At 59.3% G+C, this 22304-nt stretch carries 20 protein-coding genes; 17 read left to right on the top strand and 3 right to left on the bottom strand.

All coding sequences use genetic code 11. The features are described from left to right. The first annotated feature begins 9 nt into the window (after nucleotides 1-9). Nucleotides 10-1524, top strand: a complete 1515-nt coding sequence (locus ABRP64_RS01930; RefSeq protein ID WP_349838477.1) for a sensor histidine kinase — start codon at nucleotides 10-12, stop codon at nucleotides 1522-1524. Here the strand turns inward: ABRP64_RS01930 and ABRP64_RS01925 are convergent. Further along, a complete protein-coding gene (locus ABRP64_RS01925) occupies nucleotides 1521-1949 on the bottom strand; it encodes an HIT family protein (RefSeq protein WP_284770355.1) in 429 nt (142 codons plus the stop codon). The genes ABRP64_RS01930 and ABRP64_RS01925 overlap by 4 nt on opposite strands. A 34-nt stretch (nucleotides 1950-1983) precedes the next feature. On the opposite strand from ABRP64_RS01925, the gene purD reads away from it, so the two are divergent. From purD to ABRP64_RS01890, 7 genes are all read left to right on the top strand, one after another. Continuing rightward, nucleotides 1984-3258 (top strand): phosphoribosylamine--glycine ligase, encoded by a 1275-nt coding sequence (gene purD, locus ABRP64_RS01920; RefSeq protein ID WP_349865207.1) that lies wholly within the window; start codon nucleotides 1984-1986, stop codon nucleotides 3256-3258. A gap of 33 nt (nucleotides 3259-3291) precedes the next feature. After that, the gene (gene purB, locus ABRP64_RS01915; protein ID WP_284770393.1) at nucleotides 3292-4731 is read left to right on the top strand and encodes an adenylosuccinate lyase; all 1440 of its coding nucleotides are present in this window, start codon (nucleotides 3292-3294) and stop codon (nucleotides 4729-4731) included. Nucleotides 4732-4804: 73 nt separating this feature from the next. Further along, on the top strand, nucleotides 4805-5695 hold the full coding sequence (locus tag ABRP64_RS01910; RefSeq protein ID WP_349865205.1) for a phosphoribosylaminoimidazolesuccinocarboxamide synthase: 891 nt from the start codon (nucleotides 4805-4807) through the stop codon (nucleotides 5693-5695). A gap of 63 nt (nucleotides 5696-5758) precedes the next feature. Beyond that, nucleotides 5759-7882 carry a S9 family peptidase gene (locus ABRP64_RS01905; protein ID WP_349865203.1) on the top strand — a complete coding sequence of 708 codons (2124 nt, stop codon included), beginning with the start codon at nucleotides 5759-5761 and terminating at the stop codon, nucleotides 7880-7882. Between the two features lie 89 nt (nucleotides 7883-7971). Next, the gene (locus tag ABRP64_RS01900; RefSeq protein WP_005279578.1) at nucleotides 7972-8655 is read left to right on the top strand and encodes a DUF2334 domain-containing protein; all 684 of its coding nucleotides are present in this window, start codon (nucleotides 7972-7974) and stop codon (nucleotides 8653-8655) included. A gap of 314 nt (nucleotides 8656-8969) precedes the next feature. Beyond that, nucleotides 8970-9197, top strand: a complete 228-nt coding sequence (locus tag ABRP64_RS01895) for an excisionase family DNA-binding protein (protein ID WP_349865201.1) — start codon at nucleotides 8970-8972, stop codon at nucleotides 9195-9197. After that, nucleotides 9194-9748 (top strand): PIN domain-containing protein, encoded by a 555-nt coding sequence (locus tag ABRP64_RS01890; protein WP_284770361.1) that lies wholly within the window; start codon nucleotides 9194-9196, stop codon nucleotides 9746-9748. The genes ABRP64_RS01895 and ABRP64_RS01890 overlap by 4 nt, the downstream gene beginning before the upstream one ends. A gap of 92 nt (nucleotides 9749-9840) precedes the next feature. On the opposite strand, the gene ABRP64_RS01885 is transcribed toward ABRP64_RS01890, so the two are convergent. Next, the gene (locus ABRP64_RS01885; RefSeq protein ID WP_349865266.1) at nucleotides 9841-12579 is read right to left on the bottom strand and encodes an ExeM/NucH family extracellular endonuclease; all 2739 of its coding nucleotides are present in this window, start codon (nucleotides 12577-12579) and stop codon (nucleotides 9841-9843) included. A 279-nt stretch (nucleotides 12580-12858) separates the two neighbouring features. Between ABRP64_RS01885 and purS the strand changes: the two genes are divergently transcribed. The 7 genes from purS to ABRP64_RS01850 all read left to right on the top strand — a co-directional run bounded on the left by purS (nucleotide 12859) and on the right by ABRP64_RS01850 (nucleotide 20054). Then, nucleotides 12859-13101 (top strand): phosphoribosylformylglycinamidine synthase subunit PurS, encoded by a 243-nt coding sequence (gene purS / locus ABRP64_RS01880; RefSeq protein ID WP_005279580.1) that lies wholly within the window; start codon nucleotides 12859-12861, stop codon nucleotides 13099-13101. After that, on the top strand, nucleotides 13102-13785 hold the full coding sequence (gene purQ, locus ABRP64_RS01875) for a phosphoribosylformylglycinamidine synthase subunit PurQ (RefSeq protein WP_023029203.1): 684 nt from the start codon (nucleotides 13102-13104) through the stop codon (nucleotides 13783-13785). A 13-nt stretch (nucleotides 13786-13798) separates the two neighbouring features. After that, on the top strand, nucleotides 13799-16108 hold the full coding sequence (purL, locus tag ABRP64_RS01870; RefSeq protein ID WP_349838924.1) for a phosphoribosylformylglycinamidine synthase subunit PurL: 2310 nt from the start codon (nucleotides 13799-13801) through the stop codon (nucleotides 16106-16108). Nucleotides 16109-16253: 145 nt separating this feature from the next. Beyond that, complete coding sequence (locus ABRP64_RS01865; RefSeq protein WP_349865199.1) at nucleotides 16254-17537, top strand: glycosyltransferase family 87 protein; 1284 nt, start codon at nucleotides 16254-16256, stop codon at nucleotides 17535-17537. A 113-nt stretch (nucleotides 17538-17650) separates the two neighbouring features. Further along, nucleotides 17651-17899, top strand: a complete 249-nt coding sequence (locus ABRP64_RS01860) for a hypothetical protein (RefSeq protein ID WP_349865197.1) — start codon at nucleotides 17651-17653, stop codon at nucleotides 17897-17899. A 155-nt stretch (nucleotides 17900-18054) separates the two neighbouring features. Next, entirely contained in the window at nucleotides 18055-18780 is a 726-nt protein-coding gene (locus tag ABRP64_RS01855) for a type IV toxin-antitoxin system AbiEi family antitoxin domain-containing protein (RefSeq protein ID WP_349865195.1), read from the top strand. Between the two features lie 95 nt (nucleotides 18781-18875). Further along, nucleotides 18876-20054, top strand: a complete 1179-nt coding sequence (locus ABRP64_RS01850; protein ID WP_349865193.1) for an alpha/beta hydrolase fold domain-containing protein — start codon at nucleotides 18876-18878, stop codon at nucleotides 20052-20054. Between the two features lie 26 nt (nucleotides 20055-20080). Here the strand turns inward: ABRP64_RS01850 and ABRP64_RS01845 are convergent, their stop codons facing one another. After that, nucleotides 20081-21088 (bottom strand): TDT family transporter, encoded by a 1008-nt coding sequence (locus ABRP64_RS01845; RefSeq protein WP_349865191.1) that lies wholly within the window; start codon nucleotides 21086-21088, stop codon nucleotides 20081-20083. 70 nt (nucleotides 21089-21158) lie between these two features. On the opposite strand from ABRP64_RS01845, the gene ABRP64_RS01840 reads away from it, so the two are divergent. Further along, the gene (locus ABRP64_RS01840; protein ID WP_349865189.1) at nucleotides 21159-21398 is read left to right on the top strand and encodes a helix-turn-helix domain-containing protein; all 240 of its coding nucleotides are present in this window, start codon (nucleotides 21159-21161) and stop codon (nucleotides 21396-21398) included. A 107-nt stretch (nucleotides 21399-21505) separates the two neighbouring features. Next, nucleotides 21506-22162 carry a LysR substrate-binding domain-containing protein gene (locus ABRP64_RS01835; RefSeq protein WP_349865264.1) on the top strand — a complete coding sequence of 219 codons (657 nt, stop codon included), beginning with the start codon at nucleotides 21506-21508 and terminating at the stop codon, nucleotides 22160-22162. The last annotated feature ends 142 nt before the right edge of the window (nucleotides 22163-22304 follow it).

Raw genomic sequence — 22304 nt, 5'->3', positions numbered from 1 at the left:
CGTTTCGTAATGGCAGATTCACAGGAGAACCCCGCTTCGGGCAGGCCCGCGCAGTCGCAGCAGCCGCCCAAGAAGTGGCATGAGCAGCTGGATCAGTTACCGCAGCAGGGGCAGGGAAAGAAAAAGAAGCGCTCCAAGCGCGACTACATCAAGCAGATTCCGCAGGCGATGCCCCTGCGCACCTGGCTGGTGGTTCTCCTCGTGGTTATCTCCGGCCTCGGGTTGACGGGTTCGTCCTTTGCCGTGAACTCGATCATGCGCAACGTGCTCTATAACAACGTCGACAGCGAACTGCGCTCTGCGTCGTCTTCCTGGGCCCGCGATGTGGGCAATGACTTCTTTTTAGGTGATCACACCAAGCGCCCGCCCACGGAATACGTGGTGCTCAATTACCTTCCGGATGGCACGATTCGCTATTCGGGGCCCACGTCTACGACCCCGGATGTAGAGGGCGTTCCCTTGGGCGGGTTCCCCACGACGGTGGGCTCGATTGAAAATAACACCAAGTGGCGCGCGCTGGCCTTTGCGGATTCAAATGGCATTATCACCGTCATTGCCAAGGACATGACCCATGAAAAGGAGATCCTGCACGGCCTAGCGATGGTGCAGGTATCCATTGCGGCGATCGCCTTGGCGGCCATGGCCGGCGTCGGCTTCTGGTTTATCCGCAGGGCGTTGCGGCCGCTGCGGGTGGTGGAATCGACGGCATCGGAAATCGCGGCCGGTGACCTGGATAAGCGCGTGCCCGAGTGGCCGCTGCACACGGAGGTCGGCCAATTGGCTGCCGCGCTTAACATTATGCTGGGCCACCTGCAGCGCTCGGTGGTTACCGCGCAGGAAAAAGAGGAACAGATGCGCCGCTTTGTCGGCGATGCCTCCCACGAGCTGCGCACCCCGCTGACCAGCCTGCGCGGCTACACGGAGCTCTACCGCTCTGGGGCGACAAACGATGTGGATCTGGTCTTTTCCAAGATCGATAAGGAATCGAAACGCATGTCGCTGCTGGTAGAAGACCTGCTGGCGCTGACCCGCGCGGAAGGAACGCGCTTGGATCTGCGGCCGGTGGACCTTTTGGAGCTTTCCCTCTCTGTGGGTTCGTCTGCGCGCGCAGCCTTCCCCGAGCGCGAGGTCAAGGTGGTCAATAAGGCGCAGTCCATTCCCGTGGTCAATGGCGATGCAGACCGCCTCCACCAGGTGCTGCTCAACCTTATTTCCAATGGCCTGCGTCACGGCGGCGAGGATGCCACGGTCACCCTACAGTTGCGCCGCGACAACAAGGACATCCTCGTGGATGTCATCGATGACGGCAAGGGAATGTCCTCTGAGGATGCCGCCCACATCTTCGAGCGCTTCTACCGCGCGGATTCCTCGCGCACGCGCGATACCGGCGGATCCGGCTTGGGTCTTGCCATCGTGCATTCCTTGGTGGAACAGCACGGCGGCAGCATCAGCGTGGATTCCACGCTCGGCCACGGCACCACCTTTACGGTGCGCCTGCCCGCGCTGGAGGAACCGGAGGATTAATCCTCGCGGTAGCCGTCCTCGTTGGTGCCCAAGTGCTGGCGGATGCGCGCCGCCGCCTCATCCATGGCGGCATCATCGGTGTCCTCGGCGGCATAAGCCTTGGCAAAGTCGTACTCTTCCATCTTCTCGGTGGGGAAGAGGTGGATGTGGGTGTGCGGCACATCGAAGCCGGCGATGACGTAGCCGGTGCGCGGGGTATCGTACGCGTTCTTGATGGCCTCACCGATTTCTAGGGCCACCTCGTTCAGGTGCGTCCAGGTCTGGGGATCCAGGTCGGTCCACTTATCTACTTCCTCGACGGGAACGACCAAAGTGTGGCCGTAGCGCAGTGGCTCGATGGATAAAAATGCCACGCAGCTCTTATCGCGGTAGACAAAGCGGGCGGGTAGGTCACCAGTGATGATTTTGCTAAATACAGAAGCCATAGCTGCCAGGCTACCCCCAGCTATGATGGTGGGCATGCGCATTCTCGTAATTGGTTCGGGCGGCCGTGAACACGCCCTCGTAAAAGGACTGCACGCTGATCCACAGGCTGCGGAGATCCACGTCGCGCCCGGCAGCGCGGCCATGGAACCGCTGGCTACCCTGCACCCGGAATACTCCCAGGTAGATGATCCAGAACGCATGGTGGAACTGGCCCGTGAGATCGCCGCCGAGCTCGTGGTCATCGGCCCCGAGGTGCCGCTGGTCGCCGGCGTGGCGGATGCACTGCGCGCAGCAGGCATCGCCGTGTTCGGGCCGAATAAGGACGCGGCCCAAATTGAAGGCTCCAAGGCCTTTGCCAAGGAAGTCATGGAAGCCGCTGGGGTCAAGACGGCCCGCGCGGAGCAGCTGCGCCCAGGCGCTAGCGATACCGATATTGAGGCCGCGCTGGATAATTTTGGCCCGCAGTTCGTGGTTAAGGACGATGGCCTGGCAGGCGGCAAGGGCGTCGTGGTCACCGGCGAGCGCGCCGCTGCCCGCGCCCACGTGGATGCGGTCTTAGGCGCCGGCAACCCCGTGCTGCTGGAAACTTTCCTGGACGGGCCCGAGGTATCGCTATTCTGCCTTGTCGATGGCGAGACCGTCGTGCCGCTTTTGCCCGCCCAGGATCACAAGCGCGCCTACGACAATGACGAGGGCCCCAATACCGGCGGCATGGGCGCGTACACACCGCTGCCGTGGCTTGGCAAGGACGACGTGCAGTGCATCGTGGACGAGGTATGCACCCCGGTTGCCAAGGAAATGGTGCGCCGCGGCACCCCGTATTCCGGCCTGCTCTATGCCGGACTGGCCTGGGGCGAAGAAGGCCCAGCGGTGGTGGAATTTAACTGCCGCTTTGGTGACCCAGAAACCCAAGCGGTGCTCTCACTCCTAAAGTCCCCGCTGGCACAAGCACTCAACGCCACCGCCACAGGCACGCTGGCAGAACTCGAGCCCCTTCAGTGGGAAGATGGCTATGCCATCACCGTGGTCATGGCGGCCGAGGGATACCCCGCCTCGCCCCGCAAGGGCGATGCCATCACGGGCGAAGGCCTCGAGGATTCAGAGCGCGTGCTGCACGCCGGAACGAAACGCTCCAATGGAGTATTCCAGAGCAATGGTGGCCGCGTGCTCAACGTGCTGGGCAAGGGCGAAACGCTAGACGCCGCGCGCGAGAATGCCTACGCCACCGCCCAGGGCATTGAGTTTGCGGGCGGGTTTGTCCGGAGGGACATCGGCAAGCGCGCAGCAGCCGGGGAAATTTCTATCTAGCAAGTAGCCACGGGGGAGGGCAGGCATGGAATAATAAGCCACGTGGCTGAGAAGAAGAATATCCCCAACGTCCTGTCCTCCCGTTATGCTTCTGCGGAGCTTGCCAATATTTGGAGCGCGGAGCATAAAATCATCCTCGAGCGCAAGCTATGGATCGCCGTGATGCACGCCCAGAAGAACCTGGGCGTGGACATCCCCGCCAAGGCCATTAGCGCGTATGAGGCCGTTATCGAGGACGTAAACCTCGAATCCATTGCTGAGCGCGAGCGCGTCACCCGCCACGATGTGAAGGCCCGCATCGAAGAATTCAATGCGCTGGCCGGCTACGAGCACATCCACAAGGGCATGACCAGCCGCGATCTCACCGAGAACGTGGAGCAGTTGCAGATCCACACCTCGCTGGAAATTATCCGGGATAAGGCCATCGCCGTGGTCTCGCGCATCGGCCGTCACGCCGCCGAGTACCAATCCCTAGTCATGGCTGGGCGCTCACACAACGTGGCCGCACAGGCCACCACGCTGGGCAAGCGCTTTGCCACCGCCGGCGATGAAATGCTGCTGGCCATCGAACGCGTGGAAGACCTGCTTTCGCACTACCCGCTGCGCGGCATCAAGGGCCCCATGGGTACCTCGCAGGACATGCTCGATCTCATGGGCGGTTCCGAAGATAAGCTCGCCTCCCTAGAGACCAATATTGCGGATTACCTGGGCTTTCGCCGCATCTTCAACTCCGTGGGCCAGGTGTACCCGCGCTCGCTGGATTTCGATGCCATCTCCTGCCTCGTCTCCCTGGGAACCGCCCCGGCATCGCTGGCCACCACCATCCGCCTGATGGCCGGCAACGAGACCGTCACCGAGGGCTTCAAGGAAGGCCAGGTCGGCTCGTCCGCCATGCCGCACAAGATGAACGCCCGCTCCTGCGAACGCGTGACCGGCCTGCAGGTCATCCTGCGCGGCTACCTCACCATGGCCGCAGACCTCGCCGGCAGCCAGTGGAACGAGGGCGATGTCTCCTGCTCGGTGGTGCGACGCGTGGCGCTTCCCGATGCCTTCTTTGCCATCGACGGCCAATTCGAAACCTTCCTCACCGTGCTCGATGAATTCGGTGCCTTCCCGGCCATGATTGACCGCGAGCTGGAGCGCTACCTGCCCTTCCTCGCCACCACCCGCATCCTCATGGCCGCGGTGCGCGCCGGGGTGGGCCGCGAGACCGCCCACGAGGTCATCAAGGAAAACGCCGTGGCCGTGGCGCTGAATATGCGCGAAAACGGTGGCAACCAAGACCTGGTCCAGCGCCTTGCCGCAGATGACCGCCTGCCCATGGACGAGGTCGAGCTCGAAAGGGTCCTCGAGGATAAGCACGCCTTCATCGGCGCCGCTGAATCCCAGGTCTCTCAGGTCCTGCACCGCATCAAGGCCCTCGTGGGTGAGCACCCCAAGGCCGCTGCCTATACGCCGGGCGAGATTCTTTAGCGTTGTGCGCGGGCTTACATGCCCTCGCACGCCCTCGCACGCCCGCGCACACCCGCGCGTTATGATGAGGACCATGCGTCCTGAGCTTTCTTCTTATACCCATGTAGCCTCCGGCAAGGTCCGCGATATTTACGATGTGGATGACACCACCCTGCTGATGGTGGTCTCTGACCGCATCTCCGCCTACGACTTTGCCTTGGAACCGGCCATCCCGGACAAGGGCCGGGTTCTCACGGCCACCTCGAAGTTCTTCTTTGATGCCATCGATTATCCCAACCACCTCGCCGGACCGCTCGATGATGAGCGCATTCCGGAAGAGTGCTTGGGTCGCGCCATGGTGGTCAAGAAGCTAGACATGCTGCCCTTCGAGTGCGTGGCGCGCGGTTTCCTCACCGGCTCCGGCTTAAAGGAATACCAGGCAGACGGCGCCGTGTGCGGCATCGAGCTGCCCGTCGGCTTGGTGGAGGCCTCCCGCCTGCCCGAACCCATTTTCACTCCGGCCACCAAGGCTGAGCAGGGCGATCACGATGAGAATGTGTCTTTCGAACACGTGGCAGACAAGCTCGGCCGCGAGTGCGCCGAGGAACTGCGCGCGGCTACCTTGCGCATTTATGCGAAGGCCGCCCAATTGGCGGAGGAGAAGGGCATTATCTTGGCCGATACCAAATTCGAGTTCGGCCTCGATGCAGATGGCACGCTCGTGCTTGCCGATGAAGTCCTCACCCCCGATTCCTCCCGCTACTGGCCCGCAGATTCTTACGTGGAAGGCGAGGTACAGCCCTCCTTTGATAAGCAGTACGTGCGCGATTGGCTGACTTCTGATGCCTCCGGCTGGGATAAGTCCTCTGAGACCACCCCGCCCGCGCTTCCCGATGACGTCGTTTCCGCCACCCGTCTGCGCTATATCGAGGCCTACGAAAAGCTATCGGGTGAGCGCTTCGCGGACTTCCTTGCGCCGCGTTAGCTGGTTGCCTGCGGCTGTTGCCCGCCGCTAGGGAACCGGCGGTGACGCGTACAGTAGTAGGGCATGAGCGATGAAAAGACGACCGCACCGGTAGCCCCAGTCCACCCCGTAAAACGCGAATTTCACGGCCGCGAATTCGTGGATAATTACGAGTGGATGCGCGATAAGCAATCGCAGGAAACCCTGGATTACCTCAACGCCGAAAATGATTACACCGAGGCGCATACCGGGCACTTGGATGCGATGACGGAAAATATCTTCCAAGAGATTAAATCCCGCATTAAACAAACCGATATGTCCGTGCCAGCCCGCCGCGGTAAGTACTGGTACTACGGCCGCTCCGAAGAGGGGAAGAACTACGGCTATTCCTGCCGCATCCCGGTAGAAGAAGGCAGCGATCCCTGGACCGCGCCGGTGATTCCAGAAGAAGGCAGCCCAGAGGGCGAAGAGATTATCTTGGACGCCAATGCCTTGGCAGAGGGCAAGGATTTCTTCGCCCTTGGTGCGGCCTCCATCTCAGATTCTGGCCGCTACCTGGCCTATTCCGTGGACTTTGCCGGCGACGAGCGCTTTGAGCTGTCCCTTAAGGACCTCGAAACGGGAGAGCTTCTAGAAGATCACCTCACCGGAATTTTCTACGGCGCTACCTGGGCGGGCGATGGCTATATCTTCTACTCTACGGTGGATGATGCCTGGCGCCCGGATGCGGTGTGGCGCCATAAGGTAGGCACCGAGCAGTCCGCGGATGTGCGCGTCTTCCACGAGGAAGATGAGCACTTTAACGTGGGCATCGGCAGTGCCCGCTCCGATAAGTACCTCTTCATCGGGGTGGGGTCGAAGATTACCTCGGAAGCCTGGGTATTGGATACGGAGAACCCCGAAGGCGAATTCCGCCCGCTGTGGCAGCGCGAGACCGGTGTGGACTATGACGTAGACCATGCCGTAGTGGGCGGCGAGGACTACTGGATTGTCACCCACAACGCCACCGGCCCGAACTTCGCAGTGGGCTATGCCAAAGTGGATGCGGAACTTCCCGCCCTGCGCGAGCTGCCGGAGCTTCTAGCACACGATGACACCACCCGCATCGAGGGCGTGGATACCTACCGTGACCACATGGTGGTGGGCTACCGCCGCGGTGGCATCGGCCGCGCCGCCATCATGCGCGTTGGCGATGACTTCGGGGAATTCGAAGAACTCAATTTCAACGAGGAACTCTTTACCGTCGCCGTGGCCGGTAACCCGGAATGGGATGCGCCGGTAGTGCGCGTGAACTACGTGTCTTATATTCAGCCCGCGCAGCTTTTCGATTACCGCGTGGATACCGGCGAGTACACGCTACTGAAGGAACAAGAAGTCCCCGGTGGCTATGATCCGGATGATTACGTGGCCTACCGCATCTGGTCGACTGCCAGCGATGGCACCAAGATCCCAGTCTCCGTGGTGCACCGTTCCGACTTAGACCGCACCAAGCCCAACCCGACGCTGTTGTATGGCTACGGCTCCTACGAGGCCAGCATGGATCCGTACTTCTCCGCGACCCGGCTATCGCTCATGGACCGCGGCATGATTTATGCGGTTGCCCACGTGCGCGGCGGCGGCGAGATGGGCCGTAAGTGGTACGACGATGGCAAGATGCTGCAGAAGAAAAATACCTTCACCGATTTCATCGCTGTGGCAGATGACCTCATCGAGCGCCGCGTGACCACCCCGGACCAGATGGTGGCTGAAGGCGGGTCCGCCGGCGGCATGCTCATGGGCGCCGTGGCGAATATGGCACCTGACCGCTTTACCGCCATCCAAGCCGTCGTCCCCTTCGTGGATCCGCTGACCTCGATGCTCATGCCGGAGCTTCCCCTTACCGTTCCCGAGTGGGAAGAGTGGGGCGATCCGTACCACGATCCTGAGTACTACGACTACATGAAGTCCTACTCGCCCTACGAGAATGTCGAGGCCAAGGACTATCCGGATATCTTGGCTATCACCTCACTGAACGATACCCGCGTGCTGTACGTGGAACCGGCAAAGTGGATTGCGCAGCTGCGCGCTACGGCCACCGGCGGCGAATTCCTGCTCAAGACGGAAATGGCCGCCGGGCACGGTGGCGTATCTGGCCGCTACGATAAGTGGCGCCAAAACGCCTTCGAATACGCCTGGACCATCAATAAGGCCACCGGCCTGACGGAGTAACCGCACACCGAAGTCGCGCGCTGGCCGGCACCCTGGCCAGCGTTCTGGCCAGCGCGCGGATCTGGCGGTACTGTGCGATAATTTGAGCTATGACTAGCCACCTTCTGGTTTCTATCTCCAGTATTTTTGAGGACACTCGGAAGCAGGCTACAAGCTTCCTGTCGGTTCTGGACCGGGAGGAAATTCCCGTCTCCCTGCTCATCGCCCCGCATATCGATGGCAATTGGCACCTGGCCAAGGACAAGGACACCCAACAGTGGCTCAAGGATCAGGCGGCCGCTGGCCGTCCGCTTATCCTCAATGGCTTTGACCAAGCAGTCCAAGGCCGCCGCGCGGAGTTTGCCAACCTCAATTCCCACGAGGCGAAGCTGCGCCTAGCCGGTGCGACCCGGCAGATGGCGCAAATTGGTTTCGAACCCACCATCTTTGCGCCCCCGCGCTGGCGCATGTCTCCTGGAACATTGCAGGTCCTGCCCAAATTCCCCTTTGAGGCGGCGGCTTCTACCCGCGGCATCCTGGAGGTACCCACCGGGAAATTCCACCAAGCCCGCAACCTTTCTTTTGGTGAGGGCTTTGGTTCTGCCAAGTGGTGGCGCAAGAACATCATCCGCGCGGCAGAGCGCTCCGCCCAGCGCGGCAATACCGTGCGCCTTTCCATCTCCGCCCGCAACCTGGATGACCGCAAGGTCATTAAGGACTTTGTCAAGGCAGCCCGCCGCGCCCTCGATGCGGGCGCTACTCCCGCAGATTACAGCATTTACCTGCCGCGTTAGATCCACGGGGCCTATAGAGTTTTCGAGCTCTAGAACTAGGTATAGCAAATTACCCCTTTCGTTTATTTCGTTTAGGGGCTAATGTGTAGGTTATGACGAACCCGCAAGAAAAAAGCATTGACCGCGCCAAGGCCACAGCGCGCGATGCCCTTCAAAAGCTTAACCGTACGCTCGCTAGTGGCCCCGAACACGGAGAAATCGATATAGTAACTCCAGGATCAGATGAACCTATTCGGTTATCACGCGATGTCGCTGAATTACTTCGTGAAATCCTTGTAAACACGGCCGCTGGGCAGACAGTAAATGTAATCCCCATGAACGCGGAACTGACTACGCAACAGGCTGCAGACCTCCTGAATGTCTCTCGGCCGCATGTCATCAAGCTCATGGACGAAGGAATCCTGAAGGGGCATAAAGTTGGCACCCACCGCCGCCTGTATGCCTCCAGCGTGCAGGAGTTTAAGCGTCATAGAGATCTTGAACAGCGCGCTGCGGCAGATGAGCTCGCAGTACTTTCTGATGAGATGGGCTTGTACGAGTGAGTGGTTTTACGGTGGTCTATGACGCGAACGTACTTTATCCCAGTACGCTTCGCGATATCCTGGTCCGGCTAGCGGGAAGTGGCTATTTTCGTGCCCGCTGGACGGATAAGATACTCGATGAAGTCTTCCGTAACTTGAAAAGCAATCGTCCGGACCTTGATCCGACAAAATTAGCTAGAACTAGGACTTTGATGTGCCAGGCTGTAGATGATTGCCTCGTTACCGGGTATGAGGATTTGGTTGAATCCCTTTCTCTGCCAGACCGCGATGATCGGCATGTCTTGGCTGCAGCGATTCGGTGCGGTGCACAAGTTATTGTCACTGAGAATAAGCGCGATTTTCCCAAGACTGCCCTGATGCCGTTCGACATTGAAGCTCAATCAGCGGATGAGTTTTTGTGTAATCAAATCGATCTCTACGCCCCGCGGGTGCACCAAGCAATCACCTACGCAACCGCGGCCCTTAAGAATCCGCCAAGAACCATCAATGATGTGCTTAATTCACTGGCAAAGGCTGGAGCACCTGAGGCTGCCGAGCTACTTCGCCGTTAGGCTAAGAATCTGTTTCAAGGAGATAGCCTACAAAAGTAAAATCCCAGTTCTTGTCCTTCATAAAGAAAGGGCTTTGAACTGGGATTTAATTATTACTTATTCAGGCCGTTAATGAAGTCCTTCGCCTGCTGCGGGAGCATGCCCCAGATTCCAGCGGGGATGATCTTTTGTAGGTTGCCGGTGGCCGCCATGAAGCCGGGGATGGCGAGAAGGCCGGCCAGGATGGCAAAGCCGATAATGGCGCCGGTGCCAAGTGAGCTGGAGCCGAACCCGAAGCCTGGACCATCGGTGTTGTCATCGTTGCCCTGGTCGTCGCCGCCCGGCGCAACGGTGGATTCATCCTCGCCCAGGGTGAAACCGACCTTCACGGGGTCGTGGTCGGAGGCGCGGAAGGGGGAGTCATCGTAGAAATCCACGGCGTTGTAGTTGCGGCGGGAGTACTCAAAGGCGACGGGTTCGTCGGCGTTGATGTTCCACACTTGGGCATCGGCAAGCGCGCCCGAAGCAACCTCATTGGCCAGGACATGGTCCAAGGTGCCGAGCAGGCCGCCGAACTGGTAAGAGGTATCGGCGCCGTACTTTTCCGCAGGCACGGTGAAGCCATCGTTGCGGAAGACATCGAGTGCGGTTTCGTGGGTGTAGGTATTGAAATCACCCAGGGCGAAAAGCGGCTTATCTTTCCAATTTTCCTGCTTGTGCAGGGCATCGAGCACGGCCTGGGCCTGGGCGTTGCGGACGTTGGGGTTATTGCCCTGGCCGTCGCCGGAATCCTCATCGCCCTTGGCCACCGAGCCCTTGGACTTGAAGTGGTTGGCGACGGCGACGAAGGACTCGTCATCGCTATTGAGCGGCTGGAATTCCTGGGCCAGCGGCTCGCGGGCGGTGCCGGAAAAGCGGGGATCTTGGAAGATGCGGGATTCGCCGATGGGCTTGACCACGCCCTTGTGGTAGATAAACGCGGTGCGGATAACATCGGGGCGCTCAGGGACTTGTTCCTTGGACGGGGAGGGAACGAAGGCCCACTTTTCTGAGCCCGCGGCCTCGTTGAGTTTTTCGGTCAGGCGCTTCAACGCCTTATCGCGCTGGTTAAAGTCCCCGGTGACGGCGTAGCCATCTTCGATTTCGGAAAGGCCAATGACATCGGCATCCAGGCCATTGATGGCGGCGACGATCTTGCGCTCTTGGTCCTTTAAGGCGGATTCGGTATAGGCACCGCGGGTCTTGCCACGGTTGACGGTGACCTTGTTGCCCGCGCGGTCGGTATAGGCGCTGCCGCCGAATTCCTCGCCCAGGGAGGTGAAGTAATTCAGCACGTTAAAGGCACCGATGGTGTATTCACCCTTGACATCATCGACGGCGTGCAGCTCCGCATCGCGGGATTCTTCCCAGGAGATGGGGAGATCGGCACCGGCGGTCTCACCGGTGACCGGTTCGGTGGGCTGGAAGCGCCACTGCTCGTGGGAGTAGCCCACGATGACCGGGTGCTGGAATTCGATGGTATCGGTGGTGCGCAGGGACTTGATGGTCTTGCCGCCATCTTGGGCGATATAGGGCAGCGGGGTGTCCTTATCGGTCCTTAAATAATCGCGGGTGCGGCCATCATCCAAGGTAACGAGCTTTTCAGCGTTATCCTTGGCCAGTTTGTGCAGCTCGGAATCAGGGTCGGTGGAAGGGGAATGGACATCGGAAGGCTGGCGGAAGGCTTCCTCGCCCGGGGCGAGGCCGACCTCGCCGTACTGGTTGAGCGAGTAGTTATTGGTCACGGTGTGCGTGCCGGGTTGGATGAGCATGTGCTCAAAGGGCTCGCGGGCGCCGTCGCCTTGGGGGAGCTCGTCCACCGCGAGCGGGGTGACCGCTTCCAATGCGGTATCGAGCTGCTTGAGGGAAGAAGCGCTGACCTGGGTGGCGCCGAAGTACTCGGATACCTGGCCGGTGACCTCTACGGAATCGCCGATGCTGGGGTATTTATCGGCGCCCTTTTTGCCCATGTGGACAAAAAGCGCCTGGGAGGTATCGGTGGCTTCTTTGCCGGTGCCGCCGGTCTGAATGGTAAAGCCGTTCAGGCCGCCCTCGCTCCACACGCCGGTGACAACGCCCTGGGTAGCAACGTTCTTGCCCTCGAGCGGGGAGGCATCGCCGGTGCCTTGGATTTCAGCGATCGGGGTAATGCCCTCGGGCGCGGGAAGGTTCTCGGAATCATCGGAGCTGCCCGAGTCACCCGATCCGCCTGACTGCGGGGAGGGGGACTCGTTGCCGGAATTGGTGGGATTTGGCCTACCGACGGTGAAGTCCGCGGAGTTGTCATCGGTATCGGTGCCCGCCGCGTTGCGGGAAGCGGAGGTGTCATTGGACAGCGCGCCGGTGGCAGCTCTTTCAGACTTGGAGGCGGCACCGTAACCTATGAGGTCAATGGTATTACCGGTGGCATCGGCAAGCTGCACCGAGCCCTTCGTGCCGGACATATTGACCTTGCCCTCTGCATCCGGGGCGGGAAGAGCCTGGGCCTGGCCATTGCCGGCGGCAGCCTGTACTAGGTAGTAACCGTGGGGAGCGATGGTGCCGGACAGGGTGATCTTGCCGCCGCTATTGCCGTTGGAGGCAAAGTACTCCACGGACCAGCCGGTGAGATCGATCGCGGCATCGGTGGGGTTATAAAGCTCGATGAAATCATTGGAAAAGCTCGCGCCCTTGTTTCCGCCACCGCCGTAGACCTCAGAGATGACCGCGGTGGAATTATCCGGGGCGGCCAAGGCGGTAGGAACCGCGACGGATAGGGAGAGGGTGGAGAAACCGGCAGCGAGGGCTACCCTGCCAAGGCGGCGAAGAGCCATAGAAGTCACCTTAATCATAGAGAAAGTTGTCATGGACGCCTTTTATTTTTACTCGCTGAACAATCGGTGTACCCGGGACCGCTTTGGGCGGGTTTCGCGCGAGCAGGCTGTGAAACCTGGGTGCCGCGCAAAATTCGTTTTCCTGTTGGTGGTAATTTACGCGGAGTTTGCTTTACCGGGGTGAAAACCCTGCAGTGGGGGTATATCTAGGGATTGGGCGGGGGTATGACTACACTGAATCGGGCAGACCTAAGCCCCATACAGTAAGGCAAAAATTTCATGGCTCGTGTAGTTGTCAATGTCATGCCCAAGGCGGAAATTCTGGATCCGCAGGGCCAAGCTGTCGTCCGCGCATTGGGTCGCATCGGAGTATCCGGTGTCAGCGATGTGCGCCAAGGAAAGCGCTTCGAACTCGAGGTAGATGATTCCGTTACCGCAGAGGAACTGGATAAGGTAGCAGAAACGCTGCTGGCTAATACCGTCATCGAGGACTACGAGGTTACGCAGCTGGAGGTCAAGTAAGTGACCGCAAAAATCGGAGTAATCACCTTCCCCGGCACCCTGGATGATGTGGATGCCGCCCGCGCAGCCCGCACCGCCGGCGCCGAGGTCATTAACCTCTGGCACGCGGATGCTGATCTGCGCGGCGTGGACGCGGTAGTCGTGCCGGGCGGTTTTTCCTATGGTGACTATCTGCGCTCGGGTGCTATCTCGGCGCTCGCCCCCGTCATGCGCAGCGTTATCGACCGCGCTAAGGCAGGAATGCCGGTACTCGGCATTTGCAATGGTTTCCAAATCTTGACTGAAGCAGGCCTCTTGCCGGGCGCATTGACCCGGAATAAGGGCCTGCATTTTCATTGCACCGATACTTACCTGGAGGTGGAGCACTCCACCACGGCCTGGACCAGCGAGTTTGAAAAAGGCCAAAAGATTTTAGTGCCCGCCAAGCACGGCGAGGGCCGCTTCCAGGCAGGCGATGACGATATCGCCCGTATCGAGGGCGAAGGCCGCGTGGTCTTTCGCTATACCGATAATTACAACGGCTCCATCAATGGCATTGCTGGGGTAAGCGATGAGTCCGGCCGCATCGTGGGCCTCATGCCGCACCCAGAGCACGCCATTGACCCGCTGACCGGCCCATCCACCGACGGATTGGGACTATTCGTATCCGCCATCAAGGCCGTCGCGGAAGCGCCGGCGGTTTAAGGAGGCCACCTACATGACCGTTTCTAATGACACCGTAGACAAGGCGCAGTCTACCCCGGATGAAAAGCAGCCGTACGTTGAGCTTGGCCTAAAGGATGACGAATACCAGCGCATCCACGATATTCTGGGCCGGCGCCCCACCGACGCGGAGCTGACCATGTACTCCGTGATGTGGTCCGAGCACTGCTCCTATAAGTCTTCCAAGACGCACCTGCGCTACTTTGGTGAGACCATGACGGAGGAGATGGGGGAGAAGATCCTCGCCGGCATTGGTGAAAACGCCGGCGTGGTGGACATCGGCGATGGCAACGCGGTGACCTTCCGCGTGGAATCGCACAACCACCCCTCCTATGTGGAGCCCTACCAGGGCGCGGCGACCGGCGTGGGCGGCATCGTCCGCGACATCATGGCCATGGGGGCGCGCCCCATCGCCGTGATGGATCAGCTGCGCTTTGGGCCTGCCGATGCCCCCGATACCAAGCGCGTGCTACCCGGCGTCGTCTCTGGCGTGGGCGGCTACGGCAACTCCTTGGGCCTGCCCAATATTGGCGGCGAGACCGTCTTTGATGAAACCTATGCCGGTAACCCGCTGGTCAACGCCCTGTGTGTGGGTACGCTCAAGGTCGATGACCTGAAACTCGCCTTCGCCTCCGGCAAGGGTAATAAGGTCATGCTCTTTGGCTCCCGCACCGGCCTGGATGGCATCGGCGGCGTATCCGTGCTGGCCTCCGATACCTTTGAGGACGGCGCGGAGCGGAAGCTGCCGGCCGTGCAGGTGGGCGACCCCTTCGCGGAAAAGGTGCTCATCGAATGCTGCCTGGACCTCTACCACGCCGGCGTTGTGGTGGGCATCCAGGACTTGGGCGGCGCTGGCCTGGCCTGTGCCACCTCTGAGCTGGCAGCTTCCGGCGATGGCGGCATGGAGGTCAACCTCGATGCGGTACCGCTGCGCGCGGAAAACATGACCGCAGCGGAAATCCTTGCCTCCGAGTCCCAGGAGCGCATGTGCGCCGTCGTGGCGCCGGAAAACGTGGAGAAGTTCCGCGAAATCTGCGAGCACTGGGAGGTCACCTGCGCCGAAATCGGTGAGGTTACTGAAGGTGACCACTTGGTCATCCGCCACCAGGGTGAGGTCGTCGTCGATGCGCCGGCTGGCACCATCGCGGATGAAGCACCCGTCTACGAGCGCCCCTACGCCCGCCCCGAGTGGCAGGATGAGCTGCAGAAATACCAGGGCACGGACAAGCGCGGCCTGGTGGAATCCCTGCAGAAGCTCATTTCCTCGCCTTCGTTGTGCTCGCGCGATTTCATCATGAATCAGTATGACCGCTACGTGCGTGGCAATACCGTCCAGTCCCACCACGCGGACGCGGGTGTGCTGCGCATTGATGAGGAGACCGGCCGCGGTGTCGCCGTTTCCGCCGATGCTTCCGGCCGCTACACCAAGCTGGATCCGAACATGGGCGCGCGCCTGGCCTTGGCGGAGGCCTACCGCAACGTCGCGGTTACCGGCGCGAAGCCCGTTGCGATTACCAACTGCTTGAACTACGGTTCGCCGGAAAACCCGGACGTGATGTGGCAGTTCCGCGAATCCGTGCATGGGCTTGCCGATGCCGCCGTTGAACTCTCCATCCCCGTCTCCGGCGGCAACGTCTCCTTCTACAACCAGACCGGCTCCGAGCCCATCCTGCCCACCCCTGTCGTGGGCGTGCTCGGCGTTATCGACGATGTGCACCAAGCCATTGGCAATAACTTGGGCACCGTCAATGAGAAGGAAGTCCTCATCGCCTTGGGTGAGACCAAGGATGAGTTTGGCGGTTCCATTTGGCAGCTGGTGAGCGCCGAGGGCGCCGATAAGGACAACCTCAACGGCTTGCCGCCGCAGGTGGACATGGCCAATGAGAAGCGCCTCGCGGATTTCTTCGACGGCAACGATTTGCTCACCGCCGCGCACGATGTCTCCGAGGGCGGCCTGGCCGTTGCCGCCTTTGAGATGGCCAAGCGTGCCGGTGCGCCTGCCGATGCCGCCGGCCTCGGCCTCGACCTCGATCTCACCGCCTTGCACGAGGACGCCTTCACCGCGGCCTTCTCCGAGTCCGCTTCCCGCGCGCTCGTGGCCACCACCGCTGACCGCGCCGATAAGGTGCTCGCCCGTGCCGCTGAGCTTGGCATCCCAGCAGCCATCGTGGGTGAGACCACCGAAACTGGTGCGCTTACCTTGGGTGGCGAATCCGTGGCCATCTCTCAGTTGGTTGAGGCATGGTCTGCTACTTTGCCTGACCTCTTCGGTCACGCCGTGGGCGCTAACTCCGTTGTGGAGTAAGCCAGCCCCTGTCACCGCTTAGCTCAAGCCCGGCTTTGGCCGGGCTTGAGGAGCATTTAGACTATCTTCGATGGTCGGGGTCGCTGCCCAATGAGCATCGCCCTTTCTCTCTGTCTCGAATCGTAATTTTTATATTAGGAGTCCCATGAGCGCGCATTCCCGCCATCAAGCCTCCGCGCCCGCAACAACAGTGCTGCGGTGGTACCACCATGGTATTGGGCTGGTGTTTGGCCTCGTGGTTGCCGTAATTTCCGCCGGAAAACTGAATTACGGTGACTGGGGTGCGCTATGGATTGCTGGATTGCTCGTCCGCGATGGAAATCGGGAGCATTTATATAGAATCGATGAACGCGATTTCGCACTGCCACGTGGTGATGTGTGGTTAGACACCATCGCCCACTCTGATGTCACTGAATTCCCGCACCCTTATGTTCACGTCCCATTTCTCGCGGATGTGATGAGCTTGGTCGTGCGAGTCATGAGTTTTGATGTTTCCGTGATATTGCTCGCGATTGCTTCCGGTTGGGCGTTGGTGGTGCTGATAGTCTCCGCCTGGTTCTTGTGGTTTGAGGAAGAGATAGCGACCATTACCTTGCTTTTCGGAATCCTCTTGGGCTGGGCATCGATAGCTTTTCAATCATCGTTATTTCTTGGCCAGACGAGCCCGCTGATTTTTGCGGGCGTTGCATACGGCCTTGCTGCTGCTCGCGTGCACCCAGTACGCGCAGGAATTGCACTAGGACTTGTATCTGCAGTAAAGCTAACCCCCATTATCCTCGTGCTCATCTGTGTGGTCTTTCCGCGGGCGCGCAAAGCGGGATTGGTAGCACTCGGGACAGGAGCCGTTGCTGTGCTCTACTCAATCGTCGTTTCTGGCTGGGACGTGTTTACCTCTTGGTGGGATACCCTGCAGGACATCAAGGCGGCAATAATGGTCGCTCCTGTCAACGGGTCGATTGCTTCCCAACTGAGCACCAATCGGGTTGAAGATGACAGCATTCTTGTCACTATCGTTCATGATCCTTCACTGGCTGCCAGCCTTATTCCGCCTTTTGTAGCCCTGGCATTGATTGCGCTGGTTATTATTACCGCTTTGCGGTCACAGGAGCCGTGGCGCATTGCTGCCGTCGGCATCTTTACGGTTCTTACGGCTACCTCCAATATCTTGTGGGACCATTACGTCTTGTGCGCCGTATTGCCACTGCTGGGCGTTCTGGCCCGCGGGCAGAATCGCATCATTTATGTTGTGCCGGTCTTGGGTCTCTTCTCATTCCCACCGCTGGCCAAGGCAGATTCTGAAATGTGGTTGTCATGGTCCTCATTGATCGTCTTGGTGGGCTTTGTAATCGCACTATGTATCGCGGAGCTAAGCCGGAAGGACGCCTTGCCTCTGCGAGACCGCCGCCTTTCCTTCAAAAAGGCTAGTTAGTAGGGGGTTTCTCCACTAAAGCCGCCACCACGTCTTTCCGGAACCGAGGACTTGAAGATCGTTGCTCGGCCGCTATCCACCCAATGATTCTGGTACCCACTCAGTGATGATGTATGCCCACGGCCGGTCATATGGTGCTGAACGCGCTTGCCGATGCCGCCGACCTCGACCTCGATTTCGATCTCTCCGCCGTGCACGAGGGCGCCGCCATCGCGGCCATCGTGGGTGAGACCACCGAAACTGGTGCGCTTACCTTGGGTGGCGAATCCGTGGCCATCTCTCAGTTGGTTGAGGCATGGTTCTCCACCTTGCCTGAGCTCTTCGGCTACGCCGTCGTGGGCGCTAATTCTGTTGCGGAGTAAGCCAGCCTCTGGCATCGCCTAGCTCAAGCCCGGCTTCAGCCGGGCTTTTTGCCTTCAAGGCTGTGCAACGTAGGTACTCAATCCGTCTTTACTTGTATCCCTCAGGTTGATACAAGTAAAGAAGGAGGTTAAGGGTAGAGGGGTTCGGTGTCGAAATGAAAGCTGTAGAAATTCTGGCGCAGCTAGAATCCTTAGCAGCAAATCAGTGGGGCATTATCACTACGGCTCAGGCTCAACGCGAAGGTATTTCTCGCCTCCACATAAATCGCTTGGCAGGGAGCGAGATTCTAACGCGCGCACGCAGGGGCATCTACTTTCTTCCCTCAGTTCAGCTTGGTCCATTAACGGATGTCAGGGAAGCCTGGATATCCCTTGAACCAAACCTATTTGCGGTAGAACGTATAGACGCCGACAATAAGATCGTTGTGTCTCATGCGTCCGCAGCACTTATCCATAGCATTGGTGATTTGATTCCGAATACACAGACTTTCTCGGCTTCCTTGCGGAAACAAACCAGTCAGAATGATATCCACATTTATGACGATCGAGAGATAGAAGTCGGGGATATAGAAAATATCGACGGATCGCCCGTAACCTCAGTAGAAAAGACGGTGGAGGACTTGGCCTCCCAAATAATGGAATTCAATTATTTGGCGACTCTCGTCGTGGACTCCTTGCGAAAAGAAGGCGTTCGATTAAAGAGCTTGGCAAAGCGGCTTGACCCAGTGTCAGCAGCTTATGGGTTCAATTCTGGTACCGATCTTTTGGCTGCGTGTTGGGAAGAAGCGGGGGCTGACGAAGATAATGAAGAGCTCCGAGATCGCTTCTTTATCAGCGCGGGCACTGGTGTGGAGACAAGGAGTTTTAGAGACTCTCGTTAGCCGCAGAGTGCAGTGAAACGTCATAGAAAAAATACGCCCACTGGAGCTGCAATCTCCACCACGCATTCCCAGAAACTAGGACTACCGTTGCCGGTATGAAGATCGTCGCCCGGCTGTTATCCGTCCCGCTTGCGCTTGTAGCTTTCCTCGCGCTGTGGCTTGCGGTGGCGCCGTTTACGCCGCATATCCCGTATTGGGGCGCGGGCGCACTTATCGGGCCTCAGTACGTAGGGCCGGTGATTATCTTTTCCCTTATTCTCTTGCTGCTTGCGGTGTTAGGAAGATTCGCCTCGCGCAGCTGCTATGTGCCGGGTGCATTCGCGGCGATCGCCCTCATCGCCGGGCTTGTGCTTTTCGGCACGCAGATTCACGCCGCGAAGGGGCAGGGAACCGATGTTGATATTCCCGCTGCCTTTAGCTGGGCCGGAGTGGAAAGCACCGACGAAGGCCCCGACCATACGGTGGCCTACGATTCCTTCCACGGCGACGATCTAGATTTGGATATCTACACGCCACAAGAAAGTGGGCCCCACCCAGTCATGATGTATGTCCACGGCGGCGGCTGGGACCAGATGACTAAGCGCTCTCAGGCTTTCAATATGCGGCAGATGGCCCAGCGCGGTTACCTCGTATTATCTATTGACTACACGTTGTCTAGCTGGGAACAGCCCACGTGGAAGGTCGCGGCGGGGCAGGTGGGCTGCGCGATGAACTGGGTCAACGCCCATGCCGCAGATTATGGCGGCGACCCGGAGCGCTTCTTTACCTATGGTGAATCCGCCGGTGGGCAGTTGGTCCTGAACGCGACTGCCGATGCCGCCGCACACCCCACCCAGCTGCCTTCCACCGACTGTCCCGGCACGCCGGCTGTTCCCAGCGCCGTCTATGCGGATTCACCGGCCTTGGATGTGCGTCACATTTATGATTCTGACGACCCCTATGCCGGGCAGGGCTCCCGCGATACCGTGGAGAAATACCTGGGTGGAACGCCTAAGGAATATCCAGACCGCGCGGACTTCGTGACTTCAGCTACGCATCTGACCTCGGATATGCCGCCTATCATGATCGTGCGTAGTGACCACGACCGCCTTGTTCCACCGGAAAGCTATGATGATTTCCGCCGCTTAGCGCACCAGAAAGGCATCGAGCTTAGCGAGTATGTGCGTCCGCACGCCGATCATGCTTCCGCCCTTAGCGCGCACGGGGTGTGGAACCAGCATCTTCTCCAGGCGATGCCCGCGTTTTTCAGCGAGCACGACCCGAAGAAACAATGATCGGTTTGTAAACCTTGGTTTCGTGTTTAGGCCGCCTGAAGGGAAGAGTGCCCGTGGTTCAGAGTGCTGACTTTGATGGCTCCAAAAGCTGCCCAGGTGACGTGGAGGAGGAGCAGAATTAGCAGGGCGGCGCTGACGGTATTCATCCACCCCATACCCCACTCGAGCGCGGCGGGTTGCGTGGATAAGGTCTGTGTACCGAGGCAGCAGGTGCCCACGGGGAAGGTGCTGGCCCACCACGTGGGGTTATAGGACATTGGGGTGTTACCAAGGGCTGTTCCCCAATGCTTGATAATTGCATAGATCGATAGAGGGACACCGACGCTGAGCATCGCGACACCGTAGACCATGGCGCGGAAGTGCCATTGATCGCCGGCGAGTAGTTGCGCTGCCGCGGTGGATTGGCCGACAAGACCCAGTGGGATCCAGGTGGTGGCAACCAAGCTAGTGAGAACCGTGGGAAAGGTTTGCCGATAAACGAGGACGAACATGGGCAGTCCTGTGACCAAAGCCAGGAAAAAGCAGAACACGCCAATACCGTGGACAATCGAACCCCACTCACCTGCATGCGGTGCCAGCTGCGCCGAGGAAGTTGCAGTAACCATGGGCGCTACTAGTGGCAGTCCCCAGGTAAACGCCGGAGAGTCGGGGCGTTCAAGAACAAGGAACTTTAGATACTTTATACAGGTAATTACGCTAAGAGCGCCTCCTATTGCCCAACACACAGTGTGGATCAGCCAGGCATCCAAGATGAGGGAGTAGGCACTCCCCAAAGCCAGGATGCCCATGGAGACCATGCCCCACGCAGGCATGGCTTTGGCGTTAAACCCTGGCTTACGGTACTTAATGAAACTTATTGAGAGCGCTAGGGCGACAAGCGTTGCGACGCCGAGCATGATTTCTGCGGGAAGGTGGCCCAGGGTTGGGCTCAGGTGAGCATCGATGAGAGACGAGGAGATTCCGAGCCCCATTACCGCTCCGGCCCAGCCAGGACCCAGCGGAGGAAGTTCTATCTCATTGCGAACCTTTAACATATTTTTCAGGTTAGGCACTGCTTGAAATGCGCGGGAGAGCGCATAATCCGAACGGGGTTACAATGAATGAATGTACCCCTCACGAGAAGATGGTAACAATGGATTCTCTCCCGTTCGACGCAGCTACGTTCCCGATGCTTTCACAGTTGATGCTGTCCTTGCTGTAGCTCGATATGGGGGTATGAACCAGGCTGCGAAACACCTGAATGTCTCTCAACAAACGGTTAGTACGCGCATCGCCAAGTTTGAAAAACGCCTCAATAGTCGCATTTTTTGGCGCGGAGCCGCGGTAGTTCCGTCACAGAAGTAGGCAACCAAGTCGTCCGTGTGCTCGAGGGGCTAGAAGGCGCCCTGAACGAATGCGCGCGTGGCCTCGAAACAGCCGTTGGGGTTGGGGCCACCGAGGATATTAACTTGGTGGTTTCTCATACTGTGGCCGAAGTGGACTACCCCCGCTGGGCCGCGGCCTACCAACGCGCTCACCCACACGCTTATCTGCACATGCGCCAGCTCAACAGCCGAGAGGCGCAGCGCCACGTGGTTGAAGGCCGGGCAGAACTAGCGATTATTGAGGGCCACTGGGTGGCCCACGAACTGCACGAGCGTGTGGTCGGACACGATGAACTCGTGGTTGTTGTCCCCGCAGAACATCGTTGGGCGAAGCCACACAATCACAATCAGCCAGCGAGCCCCTCAGCGTCTGCATCGGAAACGAGGGTAGCTCCGGTGACGAAGGAGGAGCTGCAATCCACGCCCTTGGTGCTGCGTGAACAGGGAAGCGGCACACGAGAAGTGGTGGCGGATATTCTGGGAACGCTCGCCCCGCCGGCAGGGGAGTTCGGGTCTCTGGGAGCTCAACGTACTGCGATAGGAGCTCTGGGTGCGCCGGGGATTATCGCACGGCGAGCGGTGGAGCCACAGCTGGCCACAGGTGAATACGTAGAGGTTCCGGTGGTGGGAATCAGCTTTGACCGGCCGCTACGGGTGGTGTGGAGTGCGCAGAATCGTCTTTCTGATCCGGCTCAATATTTTTTGCGCTTCCTTGTGGACTATGCGGACGGGCGCAAGGACTAAAACGCGTAAAGACTCAAGATATATCCAGCCCTGGGCAATCGTTTCCCTATGTAAACGGGGCTGACCACTTGAGTAAGCCATTTCATCGGGCTACAGCTAGCGAAATGCAGCAATAACGAAGGAAACCTGAAGCACCCTCAGG

It is taken from the genome of Corynebacterium sp. KPL4015 (assembly GCF_040225725.1).
Lineage (GTDB): Bacteria > Actinomycetota > Actinomycetes > Mycobacteriales > Mycobacteriaceae > Corynebacterium > Corynebacterium rhinophilum.
The sequence above is the reverse complement of the archived record's forward strand: the minus strand, read 5'-3'. Positions and strand labels throughout refer to the sequence as shown.

Bases quoted from the DNA above. Each gene is read 5' to 3' on its own strand.
- ABRP64_RS01855 (WP_349865195.1), top strand. From the start codon at position 18,055: ATGAAAGCTGTAGAAATTCTGGCGCAGCTAGAATCCTTAGCAGCAAAT.
- ABRP64_RS01895 (WP_349865201.1), top strand. From the start codon at position 8,970: ATGAACGCGGAACTGACTACGCAACAGGCTGCAGACCTCCTGAATGTC.
- ABRP64_RS01865 (WP_349865199.1), top strand. From the start codon at position 16,254: ATGAGCGCGCATTCCCGCCATCAAGCCTCCGCGCCCGCAACAACAGTG.
- ABRP64_RS01845 (WP_349865191.1), bottom strand. From the start codon at position 21,088: ATGTTAAAGGTTCGCAATGAGATAGAACTTCCTCCGCTGGGTCCTGGC.
- purS (WP_005279580.1), top strand. From the start codon at position 12,859: ATGGCTCGTGTAGTTGTCAATGTCATGCCCAAGGCGGAAATTCTGGAT.
- purL (WP_349838924.1), top strand. From the start codon at position 13,799: ATGACCGTTTCTAATGACACCGTAGACAAGGCGCAGTCTACCCCGGAT.
- ABRP64_RS01925 (WP_284770355.1), bottom strand. From the start codon at position 1,949: ATGGCTTCTGTATTTAGCAAAATCATCACTGGTGACCTACCCGCCCGC.
- ABRP64_RS01930 (WP_349838477.1), top strand. From the start codon at position 10: ATGGCAGATTCACAGGAGAACCCCGCTTCGGGCAGGCCCGCGCAGTCG.
- ABRP64_RS01840 (WP_349865189.1), top strand. From the start codon at position 21,159: ATGTACCCCTCACGAGAAGATGGTAACAATGGATTCTCTCCCGTTCGA.
- ABRP64_RS01900 (WP_005279578.1), top strand. From the start codon at position 7,972: ATGACTAGCCACCTTCTGGTTTCTATCTCCAGTATTTTTGAGGACACT.
- ABRP64_RS01850 (WP_349865193.1), top strand. From the start codon at position 18,876: ATGAAGATCGTCGCCCGGCTGTTATCCGTCCCGCTTGCGCTTGTAGCT.
- ABRP64_RS01905 (WP_349865203.1), top strand. From the start codon at position 5,759: ATGAGCGATGAAAAGACGACCGCACCGGTAGCCCCAGTCCACCCCGTA.
- ABRP64_RS01910 (WP_349865205.1), top strand. From the start codon at position 4,805: ATGCGTCCTGAGCTTTCTTCTTATACCCATGTAGCCTCCGGCAAGGTC.
- ABRP64_RS01885 (WP_349865266.1), bottom strand. From the start codon at position 12,579: ATGGCTCTTCGCCGCCTTGGCAGGGTAGCCCTCGCTGCCGGTTTCTCC.
- purD (WP_349865207.1), top strand. From the start codon at position 1,984: ATGCGCATTCTCGTAATTGGTTCGGGCGGCCGTGAACACGCCCTCGTA.
- ABRP64_RS01860 (WP_349865197.1), top strand. From the start codon at position 17,651: ATGCCCACGGCCGGTCATATGGTGCTGAACGCGCTTGCCGATGCCGCC.